Raw genomic sequence first — 17,882 nt, 5'->3', positions numbered from 1 at the left:
GGCACCCCGGCGGCCCGGGCGGCGTCGACCAGCCGCGCCATCGCCTCGACCGCGGCGCCGACGGCCGCGAGGTCGGCCGGCGTCTCGCACCAGTCCGCGATGGCCGCGGGGTCGGCGAAGTCCACCTGCGCGTCCACGAGCACGACGGCCGGCCGGCGTCCCGCGAGGTCCGCGAGCTGTCGCTCCCTCAGGGCCTGCGGAGTCATCGCGGCGCCTCGGCCGCCCGCAGCGCCGGCAGCACAGTCGCGCCGAAGTAGGGCAGGTCGGCGTGGTAGTCCGGGAAGATCAGCATCAGCCCGTCGAGCTCGGCCTCGCGGACCAGCCGCAGGATCGCCTCGGTGACCGTCGACGGCGAGCCGGCGACGTACTGCACCTGGAATGCCCGCTCCCCCGTGGCGTCCTCCGCCCACGCCCGGGCGCGGTCCTCGGGCACGCCCCAGGCGATGCTCATGTTGACCAGCGCCTCGGTGTCGACGCCCTCGCCGTAGCGCGCGACCAACTCGTGCGCCTCCTCGTCGGTCGGCGCGAGCACGATGGTCATCATCGAGTAGGTCTTGCACTCCCGGCCGAGCTCGGCCGCGCGCCGGTGGACGTAGCGCGACTTCTCGACCATCTCCTCGAAGGAGTCGGCGCCGAGGAACGCGCCGTCGGCGTACGCGGCCTGGAAGTCCATGCCCATGACCGAGGCGCCGGCGTTGATCAGCGTCGGGCGCTGGTCGGGATGCGGCCGGGAGGAGGCGCGGTCGAGGGTGAAGAAGTCCGACGCCATCGTGACCTCGTCCTCGCGCCACAGCCGGGTGACCGCCTCGGTCCACTCCGCCGTCATGCGGTAGCGGTCCGCCTTGGACATCTCCTGCCACAGGCCCATCTGCTCGAACTCGTCGGCGTACGAGCCGTTGACGATGTTGAGGCCCGCGCGGCCTCCGGAGATCTGCTGCAGCGTGGTCAGCATCTTCGCCGTCACGATCGGGTGGTGGAGGTTGGCGTGCATCGTCGCCCAGATCCGCACCCGCTCGGTGCACTCGGCCAGCCCGGCCATCAGCGTCATCGACTCGAGCGTCTCGCCCCAGTGGTCGGTGAGGCCGCCGAACCCCTTCCACTTCGCCATCGTCATGATGAAGTCGAGCCCGGCGGCCTCCGCGTCGAGCGCGACCCGCTTGTTGTAGGCGTAGCTGGCCTCCGGGTGCGGGGCGGTGGTCGAGACCATCCAGCCGCCGTTCCCGATCGGGAGGAAGACGCCGTACTCGGTCATTCAGATGCACGTCATTCGGATGCCTGTCATGCGGTACGTCGTCACGGGGCCGGCCAGACGACCTTGCCGTCGTCGCCGACCACCGCGTCGGCGTACTCGTTGCTGAACCAGCTCGCGGCGGCCGTGGCGTCGACCGTGCCGCCCTGGTAGGTGTTGATCAGGCCGACCAGCGAGGCGACGTTGTCCAGGTCGACCGAGCCCCACTTCCCGGGCAGCGGGTTGTCCGCCACGACCTGGGCCTCGGTGGTCCACACGTCCTTCTCGTGGTCCTCGCTGTCGTCCGGGTCGCCGGACTGCTTCTGCTGGAAATCGATGCAGTCGTCCACGTGGGCGTCCTCGGCGCAGTACTGGAACGCCTTGAACGCCGCGCGCAGGAAGTCCTCGAGGGTGTCGGCGTTGGCCTTCGCCCAGTCGGCGTTGACGGCGTAGGCGCCGAGCGAGCCGGCGACGCCGTAGTCGCTGGGCTTCCAGACGGTGACGTCCTCGTCGGCGTCCTTCAGCAGGTTGGGCTCGTTGGAGATGAAGCCGGTGAGCGCGTCGACCTGACCGCGCGGCAGGATCGTCGGGTCGTAGCCGACCTTGACGGTCTTCACCTCGTCCATGTCGACGCCGGCCTTGTTGAGCATGGCGGTCACGGAGAGCGGCACGTAGCCCTTCTGGCCGAGCGTCTTGCCCTCGAGCTGGGTCAGGTCGGTGATGTCGGGGTTGGTCATGAGGATGTCCAGCCCGGCGTCGGAGTACGACGACACCCCGAGGATCTTGGCCTCGCCGCCGTTCTCCACGGTGCTCGCGTTGGAGGTGATGATGTCCTGCTCCGACAGCGGGCCGATCTGCACCTGGCCGGCCTGGACGAGCTTGGCGTTGACCGAGGTGTCGCCCTGGCCGGCCTGGAGGTCGACGTCGAGGCAGAGGTCCTTGAAGTAGCCGAGCTGGTCGGCCGCGATCACCTCGAGGATCGAGGCCGAGGCCTGCCAGTAGTAGCCGGACATGTAGGTGATCTTCCCGGCGGCCTTGTTGGCGGCACAGCGCTCGGCGCTGATCGCGTCCGAGCCTCCCCCGCCGGTCGTGGCGTCGTCGTCGCTGCTGCCGCATGCGGCGAGGGAGGTGGCGAGCAGGGCGGTGCCGAGGACGGCCGCGGTCGCGCGGAGGCGGTGACGGGTGGTCATGGGTTTCTCCTTGGGATGGTGGGTCATCGCTGCCTGGACTCGTGCCAGTGCAGGACCCTGCGCTCGACGACGGTGACGAGGAGCAGGAGGAGTGAGCCCATCAGCGCAAGCACGAAGATGGCGGCCCACACGGTGGACAGGTGGTTCATCGAGGTGGCGACCTGGATGGTGGTGCCGAGGCCCGCACTCGATCCTGCGGCGTTGAGCTCGGCGACGACGGCGCCGATGATCGAGAGCGGGAAGACGATCTGCAGGGCCGCGAAGACGTACGGCAGGGCGCTGGGGATCCGCAGGTGCCGCAGGATCTCCCCCCGGGAGGCGTCGACGCTCCGGTAGACCTGCAGCACGGGCAGCGGGACGGTCCGCAGGCCGGCGGCGGTGTTGATCAGGATCGGGAAGAAGCAGATCAGGCTGGTGAGGATCAGCTTCGGCGCCGGACCGAAGCCGAAGGCGACGACGAGCGCGGGCGCGATCGCGACCAGCGGCGTCACGTTGAGCACGACCGCGATCGGCATGATCGCCCGGCGGGCGACCGGGAGCTCGCTGATCAGGATCGCGAGCGCGAAGGCGACCACGAACCCGATCCCCAGCCCGAGCAGCGCCTCGCGCAGCGTGGTCCACGCCTGGGTGAGGAAGTAGCCGGGCTGGCTGCGGAGGCTCTCGGCGATCCGGTCCAGTGGGGCCAGCAGGTAGGGCCAGCGATGCGCCGCCGCCTGCCAGGCGAACCCGAGCACGACCAGGGTCACCGCGGCGGGGCCCCACCACACCGGGCTGAGGAACGACAGGCGCCGGCGCAGACGGGTCGCCGACGGCGTACGGGGAGTGCTCACGCCTGTCCCACCTCGCGGGCGCCGTCGCCCGCGAGGGCGGAGTGCCCGAAGGCGAAGCGGAGGTGGTCGCGGATCTCGAGCTCGTAGGCGTGGAACTCCGGGCTCGCGACGAGCTCGGCGGTGCGCGGCCGGGGAAGGTCGACGTCGATCGTCTCGACGATCCGGCCGGGCCGGGGGGCCATCACGACGACCTGGTCGGAGAGGCGGACGGCCTCGCTGATCGAGTGGGTGACGAAGAGGACGGTCGACTGCGTCTCCTCCCACAGCTCGAGCAGCTGCTCCTGGAGGGTCTCGCGGGTGAACTCGTCGAGGGCGGAGAAGGGCTCGTCCATGAGCATCACCTCGGGGCGCAGGCCGAAGGCGCGGACGATCGCGGCGCGCTGCCGCATCCCGCCCGAGAGCTGGCTGGGGAGCTTGTGCATCACGTCGCCCAGCCCGGCCCGGCGCAGCAGCTCCTCCATGTCGGGCAGCGGCGTGCGGTTGTGCCGCCGGTTGACCTTGGTGGGCAGGGTGACGTTCTTGAGCACGGTGAGCCACGGCAGCAGCGCCGCGCCCTGGGGGACCAGGCCGAGGGCCTTGCGCTCCGCGGCCTGCTGTGGGGTGGTGCCGTGGACCGTGACGGTGCCGCGGTCGGGGCGCTCCAGGCCGCCGACGAGACGCAGGAGGGTGGACTTCCCGCAGCCGCTGGGGCCAATGATGCTGACGAAGCGACCGGGCGGGACCGTCAGGTCGACCTCGTGGAGGGCGACCACACGGCTCAGATCGGGCTGCTCGTAGGCGCGGCAGGCGCCCACGATGCTGATCGCAGCGGCGTCTGGGTCCACCGGCAGAGGGTATCGATAGCCTGGCCCGGTGCGTATCGCCACCTGGAACGTCAACTCCGTCCGCACCCGCATCGATCGGGTCGAGGCCTTCCTCGACGCCCACGACATCGACGTGCTGGCCATCCAGGAGACCAAGGCGCGGCCCGACCAGATCCCGACGATGGGGCTGGAGTCGCGGGGCTACGAGATGGCGGCGGTGGGCTACCACCAGTGGAACGGCGTCGCGATCATCTCGCGGGTCGGGCTCGCCGACGTCGCGGTGGGCTTCCCCGGGATGCCGCAGTTCGACGAGGCCGAGGAGGCCCGCGCGCTCTTCGCCACCTGCGGAGGCGTGCGGATCGGGTCGCTGTACGTGCCCAACGGCCGGAAGCCGGACGACCCGCACTATGCCTACAAGCTGGAGTGGCTGGCCGCGCTGCGGACCGCGTCGGAGTCGTGGCTCGATCAGCCGACCGCCCTGGTGGGCGACTGGAACGTCTGCCCCTACGACGAGGACTGCTTCGACCCCTCGCAGTTCAAGAACTCGACCCACCTGACGCCGCCCGAGCGCGACGCCTTCTTCGCCATCGAGTCCTCGTACGCCGACGTGGTGCGGCCCTTCGCCCCCGGTCCGTCGGTCTACACCTACTGGGACTACTACCGGCAGCGGTTCGAGCGGAACCGCGGGCTGCGGATCGACTTCGTGCTGGGGTCCCCCTCGTTCGCGAGCCGTGTGACGGGAGCCTGGATCGACACCGACGCCCGCGACCCCGCCCAGGGCACCGGCGCCCCGTCGGACCACGCCCCGGTCGTGGTCGACCTCGCCGACTGAACGGGCGAGACCGCGCTGTCGAGCGATCCGGCCGTGGGGCTGCCGCCGTACGATCCTCCGGTGCCGTCGACCGCCGCGCTGCTCGCCTTCTCCGCGGCGGCGTTCATCCTCATCGTGATCCCGGGGCCGAGTGTGCTCTTCTCGATCGGGCGGGCGATCGCCTACGGGCGGGGCGCGGGGCTCGTGTCCGTCGCCGGGAACACGCTCGGCTCGTTCGTGCTGGCGTGCGCGGTGGCGTTCGGGATCGGGGCGCTGATCGCCGCCTCGGCGGTGGCGTTCACCGCGATCAAGGTGGTCGGCGTCGCCTACCTGCTCTACCTGGGCGTCACGGCGATCAGGAGCCGCAAGGAGGGGCACATCGCCGTGGCGGCGGCCGGACGGCGTACGTCGTTGGGCGTGGTGTTCCGGCAGGCGATCCTGGTCGGCTCGACCAACCCCAAGTCGCTGGCCTTCTTCGTCGCGGTGCTGCCGCAGTTCGTCGAGGAGTCGCAGGGCTCGGCGACCGGCCAGATCCTCGTCTTCGGCGCGATGTTCGCCCTCATCGCCTTCTGCTCGGACTCGGTCTGGGCGCTCGCCGCCGGCAGCGCACGCGACTGGTTCGCCACCTCGCCGCGCCGGGCCGAGACCCTCTCGGCCACCGGCGGCGCGATGATGATCGGCCTGGCCGGCGTCCTCGCCTTCGCCCGCCGCGCCTGAACCCGGATCCACCGACTCTCGCCGTCGCGAGCGTCACCAGACGGGTGTCCTGGCAAGGCGGAGTGCCGATCCGGGCTGGGGCGCGCCGGGCTCACAGGCCGACGTCGTGGGTGTGGTGGACGACGTCGTGGAGGAAGTAGCGGGCGAGGGTCTCGACGGTGAAGCGGGAGCCGTTGGACCGGGCGCCGGTGCGCGGCAGCTGTTCGTCGCGGACGAGGAAGAGGGCGCCGGCCATGGCCTCGCCGGCGCCGAGCAGCTCGTCGGCGACCTCGCCGGGGTCCTGGCCGTTGTAGTCGGCGGAGACCGCGGTCTCGTCCTGGTCCCAGTTGAGGAACTCGGGGTCGTCGAGCACCAGCATGAGGTTCAGCCGGGCCAGCATGATCCGGTAGACGTCGCGCAGGTGGGCGGCGTACTCGAGCGGCGACCAGGTGGCCTCGTCGGGCCGCGTCGCCAGCTCGGCCGCGGGCCGGGAGCCCAGCAGCTCGGCCCACTGCTCGGCCAGCTCGCGCGCCTGGGGCGGCACGGCGGCGAACGGCCAGTCCGCCGGGTCGAAGCCGCACTCGTCGCAGGGGCGCTCGAGCACCCAGGTCCAGTCCTTGTCGTCGGGAACGATCGGCATGTCCGGAGTCTCGCGGGCCCGTGGCCCCGTCGCCATCGAGATCGCGCCATCGATCGTCGGTCGGCCGCCAGATGTGGCCGGACGGATCATCGGGGCGCCGCCGATGATCCGTCCGTCCGCGTCCGAGGGGCGCTCAGCGGCGCTTGACCCGCTTCGTCGTGACGGCCTTCGTGTCGGCGGTGGCGCCGACCACGGCGACGTACCGCGTGATCGTGCGGCCGTTGCGGTCGCGCACCACCCGGGAGGCGGTTCCGGCGGCCGAGAGCGTCCCGCGGCCGACGACCCGGCGGTGCCTGCCCTTCCCGCGGTAGAACGTCACCGGCGCCCCCGCCGCCCACGACGGCGCGGTCACCGTCAGGGCGTCCTTGCGCTTGCCGTGGTCGTGCGCGGAGAGCGACGCCGAGAAGGTCAGTGGCTTGACCGGCAGCGGGTCCAGGGAGTTGCCCTCGGGAATCGAGGAGCAGCCGTCAACCATCGGCACTCCCGCCATCCGCTGCAGGAGCCAGGTCTCCCCCGTGGCGAGGAAGGTGACGCCGGCGACGCCGTGCTCGGCGCCCTCGACGACCTGCATCTGGATCTGAGTGCCCTCGGAGCAGTACTCGTGGGCGAGCCCCTGCACGTCGCCCACGATCATCACGTCGTCACCGGTGCCGTCGTGGTCGCCCGCGACCATGAACATCGGCATCGTGGGGTGTCCCGGCTCGCTGCCCATGATGAGCCGGTTGAGGATCCGCGTCGCGGCCGGGATCTCCACCAGCGGCGGCAGCCCGGGCTTGATCAACTGTGACGCCGTCAGGCCCGGGTAGTTGCCGTTGAACGAGCCGATGCACTGGTCGGCCACCGTGGCAGCCAGCTCCTTCCCGTAGTCCGACTCGTACCTGCCCAGGTCGACCTCGTAGGCCCGCGCCAGCGCCACGAGGGCCGCCGGGATGACCCCCGACCACGTCTGCGAACCGTCGATGTAGGCCAGGTTGTGGGCGAGATGGACCGGGATGCCGCCGATCGCGGTCCCCACGATGTTCAGCTCGGGCGCGTACGACGCGGCCAGCTCGCTGGCCCACTCCCCCGCGATCGAACCCCCCGAGTAGCCGAAGAGGCCGACCCTCGTCGACGCGGCGGAGACACCGAGGAAGGACTCGGTCGCCCGGATCGAGTCGAGCGTGCTCCACCCGGCCTCGTGGCCGGCGACCCAGTGCAGGTCCTCGCCCTCGAAGTCGGGGATCGTGACGGCGTACCCCTGTGCCACCAGCGTCGAGACGATCGCCATCTCGTTGGAGTCGTCGCCCGTGCGATAGGTGTAGCTGGGCGAGCAGACGTCGCCGAGGGCGTCGTAGAAGCTGAGGTAGCTCACCACGCCCAGCGGTGCCGCGTTCAGCGGCGCCACCACGGTGGTGACCGTCACCGAGGGGCGGCCGAGCTCGTCCTGGGTGCGATAGAGGAGCTGGGTGGCGCTCATCGGCACCGTCGAGCCGACCTTCAGCGTGACCGAGCGCGAGTCGAGCACGGCTCCGGCGGGCTGCTGAGCCAACGGCGTCGAGCCGTCGTAGGCGTAGAACGGGTCGTCGTGCGGCAGCGGGATCGTGCTGTCGGCCGCCTGCGCGGCCGGGGTGGTCGCGGCGAGCGGGGTCGCGAGGAGCAGCGAGCCGAGGACGGCCGCGAGCAGGCGTGTGGCGTGCGTCACATTCCGGATCAACGAGCCCGCGCGCCTCCTGTTACGAGCGCACCCCCACGACGGCCGTCGCGTCGCGCTCCTCGTCTCGGTGGACGGAGGCTGTCAGCCCGGCGTCCTCGAGCAGGGAGGCGGTGACCGGAGCTTGGGCGTCGGAGCTGGCCAGGACGACGGCGCCGCCGGGGGCGAGCCAGCGGGGAGCCTCGGCGACGGCGCGCCGCTGGAGGTCGAGCCCGTCGTGGCCGCCGTCGAGCGCCGTGTGCGGCTCGTGGTCGCGCGCCTCGCGCGGCATCAACGCGATCCGGTCGTGGGGCACGTACGGCAGGTGCGCGAGGATCACGTCGAAGCTCCCCCGCAGCCCGCTCGGCAGGCCCTCGAACAGGTCGGACTCCAGGACCCGATCGGCGGGCAGGTTGAGCCGCGCGCAGGCGACCGCGATCAGGTCCGCGTCGGCAGCCCAGACCTCGGCCCCCGGCACGCGATCGCGTACGACGGCCGCCAGCGCCCCGCTCCCGCACCCCAGGTCGAGCAGCGTCCGCGGCTCGCGGGCCACGGCGAGCTCGGCCAGGAGGAGGGAGCGCTGCCGCGGCACGAACACCCCGGGCAGCAGCCGGATCCGCAAGCCCCCCAGCTCCGCCCAGCCGAGGATCGCCTCGAGCGGCTCACCGGCCTCACGGCGTACGGTCGTCGACTCCAGGGCTGCCGGATCACCGGCGGCGGCCTCGACGAGCAGCGCGGCCTCCTCCTCGGCGAAGACGCAGCCCGCCGCGCGTAGCCGGGCCACGGTCCCTGCCGTCGAGCGGAGAACTTTTTCGGCCACCGGAGCGTTGTACCGGTCGTGCACCAGCATTTCAACGGGCTCAAGACCACTCTGCTCTTCGGCGCCATGTGGGCCGTCGTGCTCGGCGTGTGGGCGATCCTCGGCGCGAAGTCGGGGCTGCTGTGGATCTTCGTGCTGATCGGCCTCGGGACGACGTTCTACGGCTACTGGAACTCCGCCAAGATGGCGATCCGCGCGATGCGCGCCTACCCCGTCAGCGAGCAGCAGCAGCCGGCGATGTACCGCATCGTCCGCGAGCTCTCCGCGAAGGCCGGCCAGCCGATGCCCGAGCTCTACGTCTCCCCCACCCAGGCGCCCAACGCGTTCGCGACCGGCCGCAACCCGCGCAACGCCGCGGTCTGCTGCACCGAGGGCATCCTGCGGCTGCTCGACGAGCGCGAGCTGCGTGGCGTGCTCGGGCACGAGCTGATGCACGTCTACAACCGCGACATCCTCACCTCGTCGGTCGCCGCCGCGATGGCCGGCCTGATCACCAGCCTGGCGCAGTTCCTGATGTTCTTCGGGGCGTTCGGGAGCAGCGACGACGAGGACGGCGGCGTCAACCCGATCGCCGCCATCGCACTGGCGCTGCTCGCCCCGATCGGCGCCGCGATCATCCAGATGGCGATCTCGCGGACGCGTGAGTACGACGCCGACGAGGACGGCTCGAAGCTCACCGGCGATCCGCTCGCCCTCGCCTCGGCCCTGCGCAAGCTGGAGGCCGGCACGGCCGCCGCGCCGCTCGCCCCCGAGCCCCAGCTGCAGACGGTGTCGAGCATGATGATCGCCAACCCCTTCAACTTCGCGGGCGCGTCCAAGCTCTTCTCCACCCACCCGCCCACCGAGGACCGCGTCGCCCGCCTGACCGCCATGGCCGGCGGCAGCTACCGCCTCTAGCGCGAATGGGGGCTCCCCTCCCGCCGAGTGGGGGCTAGGCAAGCCCCCATTCGCACCCAGGAAAGGCCCCATTCGCGGTGAGGGGAGGCCCCATTCGGCGGGCTAGAAGCGGTCGGGATCGCCCGCGCCGACGCGGACCACCTCGGGCGTGCCGTCGGACCAGTCGACCACCGTCGTCGGCTCGGCGGGGGTGTCCTCGCCGGTCTCGATGACGATGTCGACGACATGGTCGAGCGTCTCCTTGACGTCCCAGCCGCTGGTGCGCGGCTCGGTCTCGCCGGGGAGGATCAGGGTGGAGGAGAGGATCGGCTCGCCGAGCTCCTCGAGGATCGCGCTGACCACGGTGTGGTCGGGGATGCGCACGCCGACGGTCCTCTTCTTGGGGTGCAGCAGCCGCCGCGGGACCTCGGGGGTGCCGGGCAGGATGAAGGTGTAGGGCCCGGGCGTCGCGGCCTTGATCGCCCGGAACGCGGAGTTGTCCACGTGGACCATCTGCCCCAGTTGCGAGAAGTCGCGGCAGACCAGCGTGAAGTGGTGCTTGTCGTCGAGGTCGCGGATCGCCAAGATGCGATCGCGGCCGTCCTTGGAGCCGATCCGGGCGCCGAGCGCGTAGCCCGAGTCGGTCGGGTAGGCGATCACCGCGTCGTCGCGGAGCGCCTCGACGACCTGGCCGATCAGGCGCGGCTGCGGGTTGACCGGGTGGACGTCCAGATAGCGAGCCATCGGGGATCAGGCCCGTGACGAGGCGGCGGCCGCTGCCTTGAGATCGCGGCGGAGCTCCGGCGGGAGCGCGAAGACCAGCGACTCCTCCGCGCTGGTGACGGCGCGGGCGTCGGGGTAGCCCCGCTCGGCGAGCCACGAGAGCACGCCCTCGACCAGCGACTCCGGCACCGAGGCGCCCGAGGTCACCGAGACCGACGCGACCCCGTCGAGCCACTCCTCCCGGATCTCCGAGGCGTCGTCCACGCGGTGGGCCGCGCCCGCGCCGGACTCCAGCGCCACGTCGACCAGCCGCATCGTGTTGGAGGAGTTCCGCGACCCGACCACGATCACCAGGTCCACGCCCACGGCGATCTCCTTGATCGCCAGCTGGCGGTTCTGCGTCGCGTAGCAGATGTCGTCGCTCGGGGGGTCGATCAACTCCGGGAAGCGAGCCCGGAGCGCGTCGACGGTCGCCATCGTCTCGTCGACGCTCAAGGTGGTCTGGGAGAGCCACACCACGCGCTTCGGGTCCCGCACCTCGAGCGTCGCCACGTCCGCGGGGCCCTCGACCAGCTGGATGTGGTCGGGCGCCTCGCCCATCGTGCCCTCGACCTCCTCGTGGCCGGCGTGGCCGACGAGCACGATGTCGTAGTCCTCGCGCGCGAACCGCACCGCCTCGTGGTGCACCTTGGTCACGAGCGGGCAGGTCGCGTCGATCGTCTTCAGCCCCCGTACGGCGGCATCCGCATGCACCGCGGGAGCGACCCCGTGCGCGGAGAAGACGACCGTCTCCCCCGTCGGCACCTGGTCCAGCTCGTCGACGAAGATGGCGCCCCGCCGCCGGAGGTCGTCCACGACGTGCTTGTTGTGCACGATCTCCTTGCGGACGTACACGGGGGCGCCGTACAGGTCCAGGGCCTTCTCCACGGTGATCACCGCGCGATCGACGCCCGCGCAGTAGCCCCGCGGGGAGGCGAGCAGAACCTGCTTCTCGGTGTCGCTGAGGACGCGCGGCGCTGCGAGGTCGACCATGTGCTTGAGTCTACGTGTGGCGCTTGACACCAGTCCCGAGCAGCCGGCGCCGGTCCGGCAGATCGCGAACGCGATCGCGGGCTGGATCGACCGGCTGGGCGCGGTGTGGGTCGAGGGCCAGATCGCCCAGATCTCCCGGCGCCCCGGCATGAGCACCGTCTTCATGACGCTGCGCGACAGCGTCGCCGACATCTCGATCCAGGTCACCGCCCCGCGGCACGTCATCGACGGACTCGCGACGCCGCTCATCGAGGGCGCGAGCGTCGTGGTCAACGCCAAGCCGTCGTACTACGCCAACCGCGGCACGCTCTCGCTCTACGCCCGGGAGATCCGGCCGGTCGGGCTCGGCGCGCTCCTCGCCCGACTGGAGCAGCGTCGCCAGCTCCTGGCCGCCGAGGGGCTCTTCGCCGGCGAGCTGAAGCGCCGGCTGCCGTTCCTGCCGACCACCATCGGCCTCATCACGGCGGCGAGCTCGGCCGCCGAGCGCGACGTGCTGGAGAACGTACGCCGGCGCTGGCCCGGCGCCGTCTTCCGCACGATCCACGCACCGATGCAGGGCACCCGCTGCGTTCCGGACGTCGTCGACGCGCTCGACCGGCTCGACCGCGACCCCGAGGTCGACGTCATCGTCATCGCCCGGGGAGGCGGCTCGGTCGAGGATCTCCTGCCCTTCTCCGACGAGACGCTCGTCCGCGCAGTTCACCGGGCCACGACGGCGGTGGTGAGCGCCATCGGCCACGAGCCCGACACCCCACTCCTCGACCTCGTCGCCGACCTGCGGGCCTCGACCCCGACCGACGCCGCCAAGCGGATCGTCCCCGACGTCGGCGAGGAGCTCGTCCTCGTCGAGGCGGCGCGCGCCCGCGCGCGCGGCACGTTGCTCCGACTCGTCGACGGGGAGCAGGCGCGTCTGGATCAGATCCGCTCACGACCCGCGATGGCTGACCCGCGCACCCAGATCGAGGGCAGGCTCGACGAGCTGCACCATCTGCGTGACCGCGCTCGGCGGGTCACCCAGCACCGGCTCGACCGCGCCGGTGACCAGGTCCACGCACTGCGCCTGCAGGCGCGAGCGTTGTCGCCGCTGGAGACGCTCAAGCGGGGCTACGCGGTGGCCGTCGACGCTGCGGGCCACCTCGTCTCCGCCGGCACGGCCGAACCCGGCGACGAGATCATGATCCGTGTCGCCGACGGGCGACTGTGGGCGCAGACCACCCGCGCCGAGGCCGACCCGCTCCCTACCGACCCCCAGGCCGACCCCCATTCCGAGGAGGACACCGATGAGTGAGCCGACGCAGTCGTACGAGGAGGCGCGCGCCGAGCTGGTCGAGACCGTGCAGTCGCTCGAGGCCGGCGGACTGACGCTGGAGGAGTCACTCGCCGCCTGGCAGCGGGCCGAGGCCCTGGCCACGGTCTGCCGGCGGTTCCTCGACGGCGCGCGGGCGAAGCTCGACGCCGCCCGCGACGCCGACGACTGAGCCCACCTCGATAACTGCTGGTGAAAGCTCTCCAGAGCCGCGCCACGACGGCATTCACCAGCACTTATGCGCGCGGCAGGCGGCCGAGCCGGCCAGCAGCCAGGCCGGCAATCCGGCAGGTGCCGCGCCCACATAACTGCTGGTCAAACACCCGCAGAACGCGCTTCCTGGCCCATTCACCAGCAGTTATCTAGGACCCCGCGACGGCGGCGGTCGAGAGCGACTCGACCACCGACTGAAGGTCGGCCGTCGAGGCCGAGCCGTAGACGAGCAGGGTCTGCTCCTCGCCCCCCACCGACAGCGTCGTGGCGTAGGCGTGGTCGCCGCCGCTGTCGGACCACGTCGTCCACGTGGAGCCCACCGGACTCGAGATCGTGGCGTCGGCGCCCTGGCGGGCCGACGTGTCGACGTACGTCGTCAGGAGATCGGACAGGTCGGCGTCCTCCTGCGCGACGCCGACGTAGGTGCCCGCGGAGGTGAGGACGCCCAGGCCCCAGGCGGGGCGGTCGCCGGGCGTGAAGTGCACCGAGGTCGCCTTCCAGCCCTTGTCGAGCGAGGTGGGGTAGGCGACGGTGTAGCCCGCCTGCTGCACCTGCGCGACGGTCTCGCGGTAGGCCACCGCCTCCGGCTTCACCGTCGGGTGGTCGTGGGTGAGGTTCTGCACCCCCCAGTAGACGACGACGGCCAGCACGAGGACGACCATCGACCCGATCAGTCCCCCGAACGTACGGGGATAGCGCCGAGCGCCCTGCGTGGGCTCCGGCGAAGGGGCGGTCTGGGTCACAGTCCCATTGTGTCAAGGCCCGCTAGGGTGACGCACATGAGCCTGCCGGAGTCCCTCGACGTGCCCACCCCCGCCCCGGACCGCAACCTGGCCCTCGAGCTGGTGCGGGTCACGGAGGCGGCCGCCATGGCAGGCGCGCGCTGGGTGGGGCGGGGCGACAAGAACGGCGCCGACGGCGTCGCGGTCAACGCGATGCGCGTCATGATCTCCACCGTCGCAATGAACGGCACCGTCGTCATCGGCGAGGGCGAGAAGGACAACGCCCCCATGCTCTACAACGGCGAGAAGGTCGGCGACGGGACCGGCCCCGAGTGCGACGTCGCCGTCGACCCGATCGACGGCACCACCCTCACCGCGAAGGGGATGAACAACGCCGTCGCCGTGCTCGCCGTGGCGCCGCGCGGCACGATGTACGACCCCAGCGCCGTCTTCTACATGGAGAAGCTCGTCACCGGCCCGGAGGCGGCCGACGTCGTCGACATCCGCAACCCGGTCGCGGCCAACATCGAGGCCGTCGCGAAGGCCAAGGGCACCCGGCCCTCCGACGTCACCGTCATCGTCCTCGACCGGCCGCGCCACGCGGGCCTCGTCGACGAGATCCGCGCCGCCGGCGCCCGGATCAAGTTCATCGTCGACGGCGACGTGGCCGGGGCCATCTCCGCCGCCCGCGCCGGCTCGGGCGCCGACCTCCTCCTCGGCATCGGGGGTACGCCGGAGGGCATCGTCGCCGCCTGCGCGATGAAGGCCATCGGCGGCACCATCCAGGGCCGCCTCTGGCCCAAGGACGACGACGAGCGACAGAAGGCGCTCGACGCCGGCCACAACCTCGACCCCGACTTCGTGCTCCACACCGGCGACCTCGTCACCGGCGACGACTGCTTCTTCGTCGCCACCGGCATCACCGACGGCGACCTGATGAAGGGCGTCCACTTCGGCCCGGCCGGCTCGGTCGTGACCGAGTCGCTCGTGATGCGCAGCCGCTCGGGCACGATCCGCAAGATCACCTCCGAGCACCAGCTCTCCAAGCTGCAGGCCTACTCGGCCATCGACTTCGGCCAGTGACCGCGCGATGACGGCTGAGACCACCGGCAGCACCGGCGTCGCCCAGGTCGGCGGCCTCGAGATCGCCTACGAGACCTTCGGCGACCCGGCGGCGGAACCGCTGCTCCTCGTCATGGGCCTCGGCGGCCCGATGACGTGGTGGGACTCGGGGTTCTGCACCGAGCTCGCCGGGGCCGGCTTCCATGTGATCCGCTACGACAACCGCGACGCGGGCCGCTCCACCAAGATCCGGGCCCGGACCGGCAAGTCGGCGGTGGTCAAGGCCTATCTCGGACTGCCGGTCACGCCGCCGTACACGATCTCGGACCTGGCTGCCGACGGGATGGGGCTGCTGACCGCGCTCGGCATCGAGCGCGCGCACGTCGTCGGGATGTCGATGGGCGGCATGATCGCGCAGACGATGGCGATCGAGCACCCCGACCGCGTCCTGTCGCTGACGAGCATCATGTCCACGACCGGCAAGCGGCTGGTCGGCTGGCAGCACCCCAAGGTGCTGGCCGCCATCTTGAGGAACAAGCCCGGCGAGGAGGCCTACCTCGACGGGTCGGAGCGGATGTGGGCGCTGATCCAGTCCCCCGCTTTCGTCGACGCCCCCGACTCGATCCGCAAGCGGGCCCAGGACACGTGGGCCTACGGCGTGAGCCAGTCCGGCACCGGCCGCCAGACGCTCGCGATCCTCACCCAGCCCGACCGCACCGCCGCACTGGCAAACGTGACGGCGCCGACGCTCGTCATCCACGGCCTCGCCGACAAGATGGTGCACGTGACCGGTGGCCGCGCGACCTCCCGGGCGATCCCCGGCTCCGAGCTGCTGCTGATCAAGGGCATGGGCCACGACCTGCCCGAGCCCCTGTGGCCGACCTTCGTCCGCGCCATCCGCCGCAACGCCGACCGCGCCGCCAAGCGCTGAGAGGCACTGACGGTCGCCTGATCAGCGCCTGATCCGCACCGTCCGCCTGACGATCCGGGTGTTGCCGGCCCGGTCGGTCAGCCGCACCCGCACGACCACCTTGCCGTGTTTGAGCGACGCGGGCAGGCGCAGGTGCAGCACGTGGGTGCCGGTGGCGACGGCCGCCCACTGCCGGCGGGCGTGGCGCTTGCCGCGGCCGGCGACGACCCGCGCCGACACCGGCTCGCTGGAGACCACGCGCACGCGGAGGCCGTGGCCCTTGGCGCCACGCGCGATCACCCGGATCCGCGCGACCCGGGCGTCGACGACGTGGTCGGTCACGGAGGTGCCGGTGCTGGCGGCGGCGCCGGTGGAGCGGGAGTGCTCCCAGTTCTCGACGTACGCCTCAGCCCCGCCCAGCAGCTGGCTCTTCAGCTTCGCGGCGTCGGGACCGGCCTTCTTCAGCCAGTCGGCGAAGAGGTCGGCGAACAGGCCGTACTGCGCGACGCCGTCGGCGTTGATGTCGAACGTCCGCTGCCCCACGGTCTGGCGCCCCATCGTGACGCCGCTGGGCGCGGTGAAGGGATAGGTCAGCGGGTCGGTCGCGGCGTCGTCACGGACGCCGGGCTGCGTCGCGAGGCCGTTGGTGTCCGACCCGTAGCCGTAGCCGGTGATCCTCGAGCCGTTCGGCAGCGCGTTGTTCGTCCGCCACTCCGTGAGGAAGTCGGGGTCGAGCGAGGTGGAGTCGCCGTCGGAGTCCTCCACGCCGGAGGGGCCGGCGGCGTACGCGTACGTCGAGACGAAGCCACCGAGGCCGAGCACCCGGTCGACGATCGAGCGGTCGGACCAGGTGTGGGTCGAGGCGACGCCCGAGTAGTGCGCGGCCTCGGCGATGTCGAGGGTGGCCTCGGCGGTCTTCACGCCCATGTGGTCGATGTTGATCACCATCCCCCGCTTGATCAGCTCCCTGATCAGGTAGGCGCCCAGGTCGGTCAGCCCCCGCACGTTGCAGACATTCCCCTCCGGATAGACCGGCACCACCGTGCCCGGCGGGACGAGCGAGGAGCCCCCGGCCGAGAGCAGCGTCGCGAGGCCGTCGTTGGTGAGCGGCTGCTCGTTGTCGTGGGCGCCGTCGCACGTCTCGGCCTGCCACCAGTGCCCCGCGCTCACGAGGTTGCCGAAGTTGACGAACGCCGACACGGCGTCGGAGTCGAACCGCGTGCCACCGAAGGCGTTGTCGAACTTGTGCACCGGATAGACGTTCATGACTCCGAGCGACTGGAGCTCGTCGAGACCGGCGTCGACGTCGGCCTCGTCGCAGCCGGAGCTCTCCGTACAGTCGAACAGCTCGGAGTTCTCCGTTCCCAGGGTCACGGCGAGCTTGCCCTCCGCGACCACCTGACGCAGTTGCGCGGGCGTGGTCACGATCCGGAAGAAGCCCTTCCCGGGGCCGCCGTACTGCGCGTCGACGTAGTCCTCCATGTCGTGCATGAACTGCGCCTGCCGACGGATGCTGTCCATCTCGTCGCACGACTCGGTCGGGATGTAGAGCGTGCAGATCACGCGGTTCTCGACCAGCAGCTCATTCATCACCCGCAGGCCCGCGCGCCAGACGCGCTCGATGCTGCGGAAGTAGGCCTGCTCGTGCAGGAGCGAGGTCGGGGTGGGCCAGTCGGAGAAGGTGGGCCAGCCGTCGTCGTTCGGGTCGGTCGGATCCGTCTCCCCCAGGAAGAGCTCGAAGACCGAGCCCTCCGTGCCGAGCCCGTGGCTCTCCGGGCACGGCGCCAGTGCCTCGCTGATCCCGCCGGCCGCGAACGGCGAGCCGCACCGGAACCGGCCGCCGAAGCCGGCCGATGCCGCGAGGTGCACGTGGGCGTCGACGAGGCCGACGAGCTTGCCGTCGCCATCGACCGAGGAGATCGGCGTGCCACCGTAGGTCACCGGCGCGTCCGGCGCCGTGAAGCACCCGGTGGCGGCCACGGGAGTGATCGTGGCGTTCGCCGAGCCCAGGCCCAGGGTGCCGATGCCGAGCTGGCCCCCGGTCGCCAGGTTCGTCAGCCGCAGCGCGGTTCCTTCCCGCACCGTGGTCCAGTCCGCGCGGGTGGAGTACTCCGACACCGCGGTCGCCCTGCCGAGGATCTGGGACAGCGACAGCAGACGGCCCTGGGTGTCGTAGAGCATGTACCGCCCCAGGGCGGTGGCCTCGAACGCGAACGGCTCGGCGGTCGCCGCCGTGGCCGTCGCGGTGTAGGTGGAGCCGTTCACACCGACGTACGTGCTCTCGCTCGGGGTGGCGCCGTCGTTGGTGACCCGGAGCCGGAGGCACGTCCCGTCGAGGTCGTACGCCGGCG

Annotated in this window: 19 protein-coding genes; 7 read left to right on the top strand and 12 right to left on the bottom strand. The window is 71.6% G+C overall.

All coding sequences use genetic code 11. From position 1 onward, the window contains the following. The 5 genes from QM572_RS00220 to QM572_RS00200 all read right to left on the bottom strand — a co-directional run. Window positions 1–206 (bottom strand): hypothetical protein (locus QM572_RS00220; RefSeq protein ID WP_415088780.1); only part of this gene is annotated, 206 nt, incomplete at its 3' end. Then, window positions 203–1,252, bottom strand: coding sequence for an LLM class flavin-dependent oxidoreductase (locus QM572_RS00215; protein ID WP_415088778.1), 1,050 nt, complete (start codon window positions 1,250–1,252; stop codon window positions 203–205). The genes QM572_RS00220 and QM572_RS00215, both read right to left, overlap by 4 nt. Window positions 1,253–1,293: 41 nt before the next feature. Continuing rightward, complete coding sequence (locus QM572_RS00210) at window positions 1,294–2,418, bottom strand: ABC transporter substrate-binding protein (protein WP_415088776.1); 1,125 nt, start codon at window positions 2,416–2,418, stop codon at window positions 1,294–1,296. A 23-nt stretch (window positions 2,419–2,441) separates the two neighbouring features. Next, a complete protein-coding gene (locus QM572_RS00205) occupies window positions 2,442–3,248 on the bottom strand; it encodes an ABC transporter permease (RefSeq protein WP_415088774.1) in 807 nt (268 codons plus the stop codon). Further along, complete coding sequence (locus QM572_RS00200) at window positions 3,245–4,072, bottom strand: ABC transporter ATP-binding protein (RefSeq protein ID WP_415088772.1); 828 nt, start codon at window positions 4,070–4,072, stop codon at window positions 3,245–3,247. The genes QM572_RS00205 and QM572_RS00200 overlap by 4 nt, the downstream gene beginning before the upstream one ends. Window positions 4,073–4,100: 28 nt before the next feature. Here QM572_RS00200 and QM572_RS00195 point away from each other — a divergent pair, with 28 nt between their 5' ends. Further along, window positions 4,101–4,883: an exodeoxyribonuclease III gene (locus tag QM572_RS00195; protein WP_415088770.1), complete on the top strand. Its 783-nt coding sequence runs from the start codon at window positions 4,101–4,103 to the stop codon at window positions 4,881–4,883. Window positions 4,884–4,943: 60 nt separating this feature from the next. Next, window positions 4,944–5,579, top strand: a complete 636-nt coding sequence (locus tag QM572_RS00190) for a LysE family translocator (protein ID WP_415088768.1) — start codon at window positions 4,944–4,946, stop codon at window positions 5,577–5,579. Between the two features lie 91 nt (window positions 5,580–5,670). Here QM572_RS00190 and QM572_RS00185 read toward each other — a convergent pair whose 3' ends face one another. The 3 genes from QM572_RS00185 to QM572_RS00175 all read right to left on the bottom strand — a co-directional run bounded on the left by QM572_RS00185 (window position 5,671) and on the right by QM572_RS00175 (window position 8,717). Then, on the bottom strand, window positions 5,671–6,198 hold the full coding sequence (locus tag QM572_RS00185; protein WP_415088766.1) for a DinB family protein: 528 nt from the start codon (window positions 6,196–6,198) through the stop codon (window positions 5,671–5,673). A gap of 133 nt (window positions 6,199–6,331) precedes the next feature. Then, window positions 6,332–7,879 carry a lipase family protein gene (locus QM572_RS00180; RefSeq protein WP_415088764.1) on the bottom strand — a complete coding sequence of 516 codons (1,548 nt, stop codon included), beginning with the start codon at window positions 7,877–7,879 and terminating at the stop codon, window positions 6,332–6,334. A gap of 31 nt (window positions 7,880–7,910) precedes the next feature. After that, a complete protein-coding gene (locus QM572_RS00175; protein ID WP_415088762.1) occupies window positions 7,911–8,717 on the bottom strand; it encodes a putative protein N(5)-glutamine methyltransferase in 807 nt (268 codons plus the stop codon). Between QM572_RS00175 and htpX the strand changes: the two genes are divergently transcribed. Further along, window positions 8,706–9,584, top strand: a complete 879-nt coding sequence (htpX, locus tag QM572_RS00170; RefSeq protein WP_415088760.1) for a zinc metalloprotease HtpX — start codon at window positions 8,706–8,708, stop codon at window positions 9,582–9,584. The two genes, QM572_RS00175 and htpX, sit on opposite strands and share 12 nt — an antisense overlap. Before the next feature lie 102 nt (window positions 9,585–9,686). On the opposite strand, the gene QM572_RS00165 is transcribed toward htpX, so the two are convergent. Together QM572_RS00165 and QM572_RS00160 are read right to left on the bottom strand one after the other, a co-directional pair. Continuing rightward, entirely contained in the window at window positions 9,687–10,307 is a 621-nt protein-coding gene (locus QM572_RS00165; protein WP_415088758.1) for an L-threonylcarbamoyladenylate synthase, read from the bottom strand. A gap of 6 nt (window positions 10,308–10,313) precedes the next feature. Next, window positions 10,314–11,318, bottom strand: coding sequence for a 4-hydroxy-3-methylbut-2-enyl diphosphate reductase (locus QM572_RS00160; RefSeq protein WP_415088756.1), 1,005 nt, complete (start codon window positions 11,316–11,318; stop codon window positions 10,314–10,316). Between the two features lie 16 nt (window positions 11,319–11,334). On the opposite strand from QM572_RS00160, the gene xseA reads away from it, so the two are divergent. Together xseA and QM572_RS00150 are read left to right on the top strand one after the other, a co-directional pair. Continuing rightward, window positions 11,335–12,606: an exodeoxyribonuclease VII large subunit gene (xseA, locus tag QM572_RS00155; protein WP_415088754.1), complete on the top strand. Its 1,272-nt coding sequence runs from the start codon at window positions 11,335–11,337 to the stop codon at window positions 12,604–12,606. Continuing rightward, entirely contained in the window at window positions 12,599–12,796 is a 198-nt protein-coding gene (locus QM572_RS00150; protein WP_415088752.1) for an exodeoxyribonuclease VII small subunit, read from the top strand. The genes xseA and QM572_RS00150 overlap by 8 nt, the downstream gene beginning before the upstream one ends. Before the next feature lie 190 nt (window positions 12,797–12,986). On the opposite strand, the gene QM572_RS00145 is transcribed toward QM572_RS00150, so the two are convergent. Next, window positions 12,987–13,580, bottom strand: coding sequence for a DUF4245 family protein (locus QM572_RS00145; protein WP_415088750.1), 594 nt, complete (start codon window positions 13,578–13,580; stop codon window positions 12,987–12,989). A 36-nt stretch (window positions 13,581–13,616) separates the two neighbouring features. Here QM572_RS00145 and glpX point away from each other — a divergent pair, with 36 nt between their 5' ends. Further along, window positions 13,617–14,642 (top strand): class II fructose-bisphosphatase, encoded by a 1,026-nt coding sequence (glpX, locus tag QM572_RS00140; RefSeq protein ID WP_415088748.1) that lies wholly within the window; start codon window positions 13,617–13,619, stop codon window positions 14,640–14,642. Window positions 14,643–14,649: 7 nt separating this feature from the next. Next, on the top strand, window positions 14,650–15,552 hold the full coding sequence (locus QM572_RS00135; RefSeq protein WP_415088746.1) for an alpha/beta fold hydrolase: 903 nt from the start codon (window positions 14,650–14,652) through the stop codon (window positions 15,550–15,552). Window positions 15,553–15,573: 21 nt separating this feature from the next. Here QM572_RS00135 and QM572_RS00130 read toward each other — a convergent pair. Next, the coding region (locus tag QM572_RS00130) for a hypothetical protein (protein WP_415088744.1) at window positions 15,574–17,882 on the bottom strand (2,309 nt) is incomplete at its 5' end.

It is taken from the genome of Nocardioides sp. (genome assembly GCF_047607365.1).
Taxonomy (GTDB): domain Bacteria; phylum Actinomycetota; class Actinomycetes; order Propionibacteriales; family Nocardioidaceae; genus Nocardioides.
Note: the sequence above shows the minus strand (reverse complement) of the source record. Positions and strands in the feature narration are given on the sequence as shown.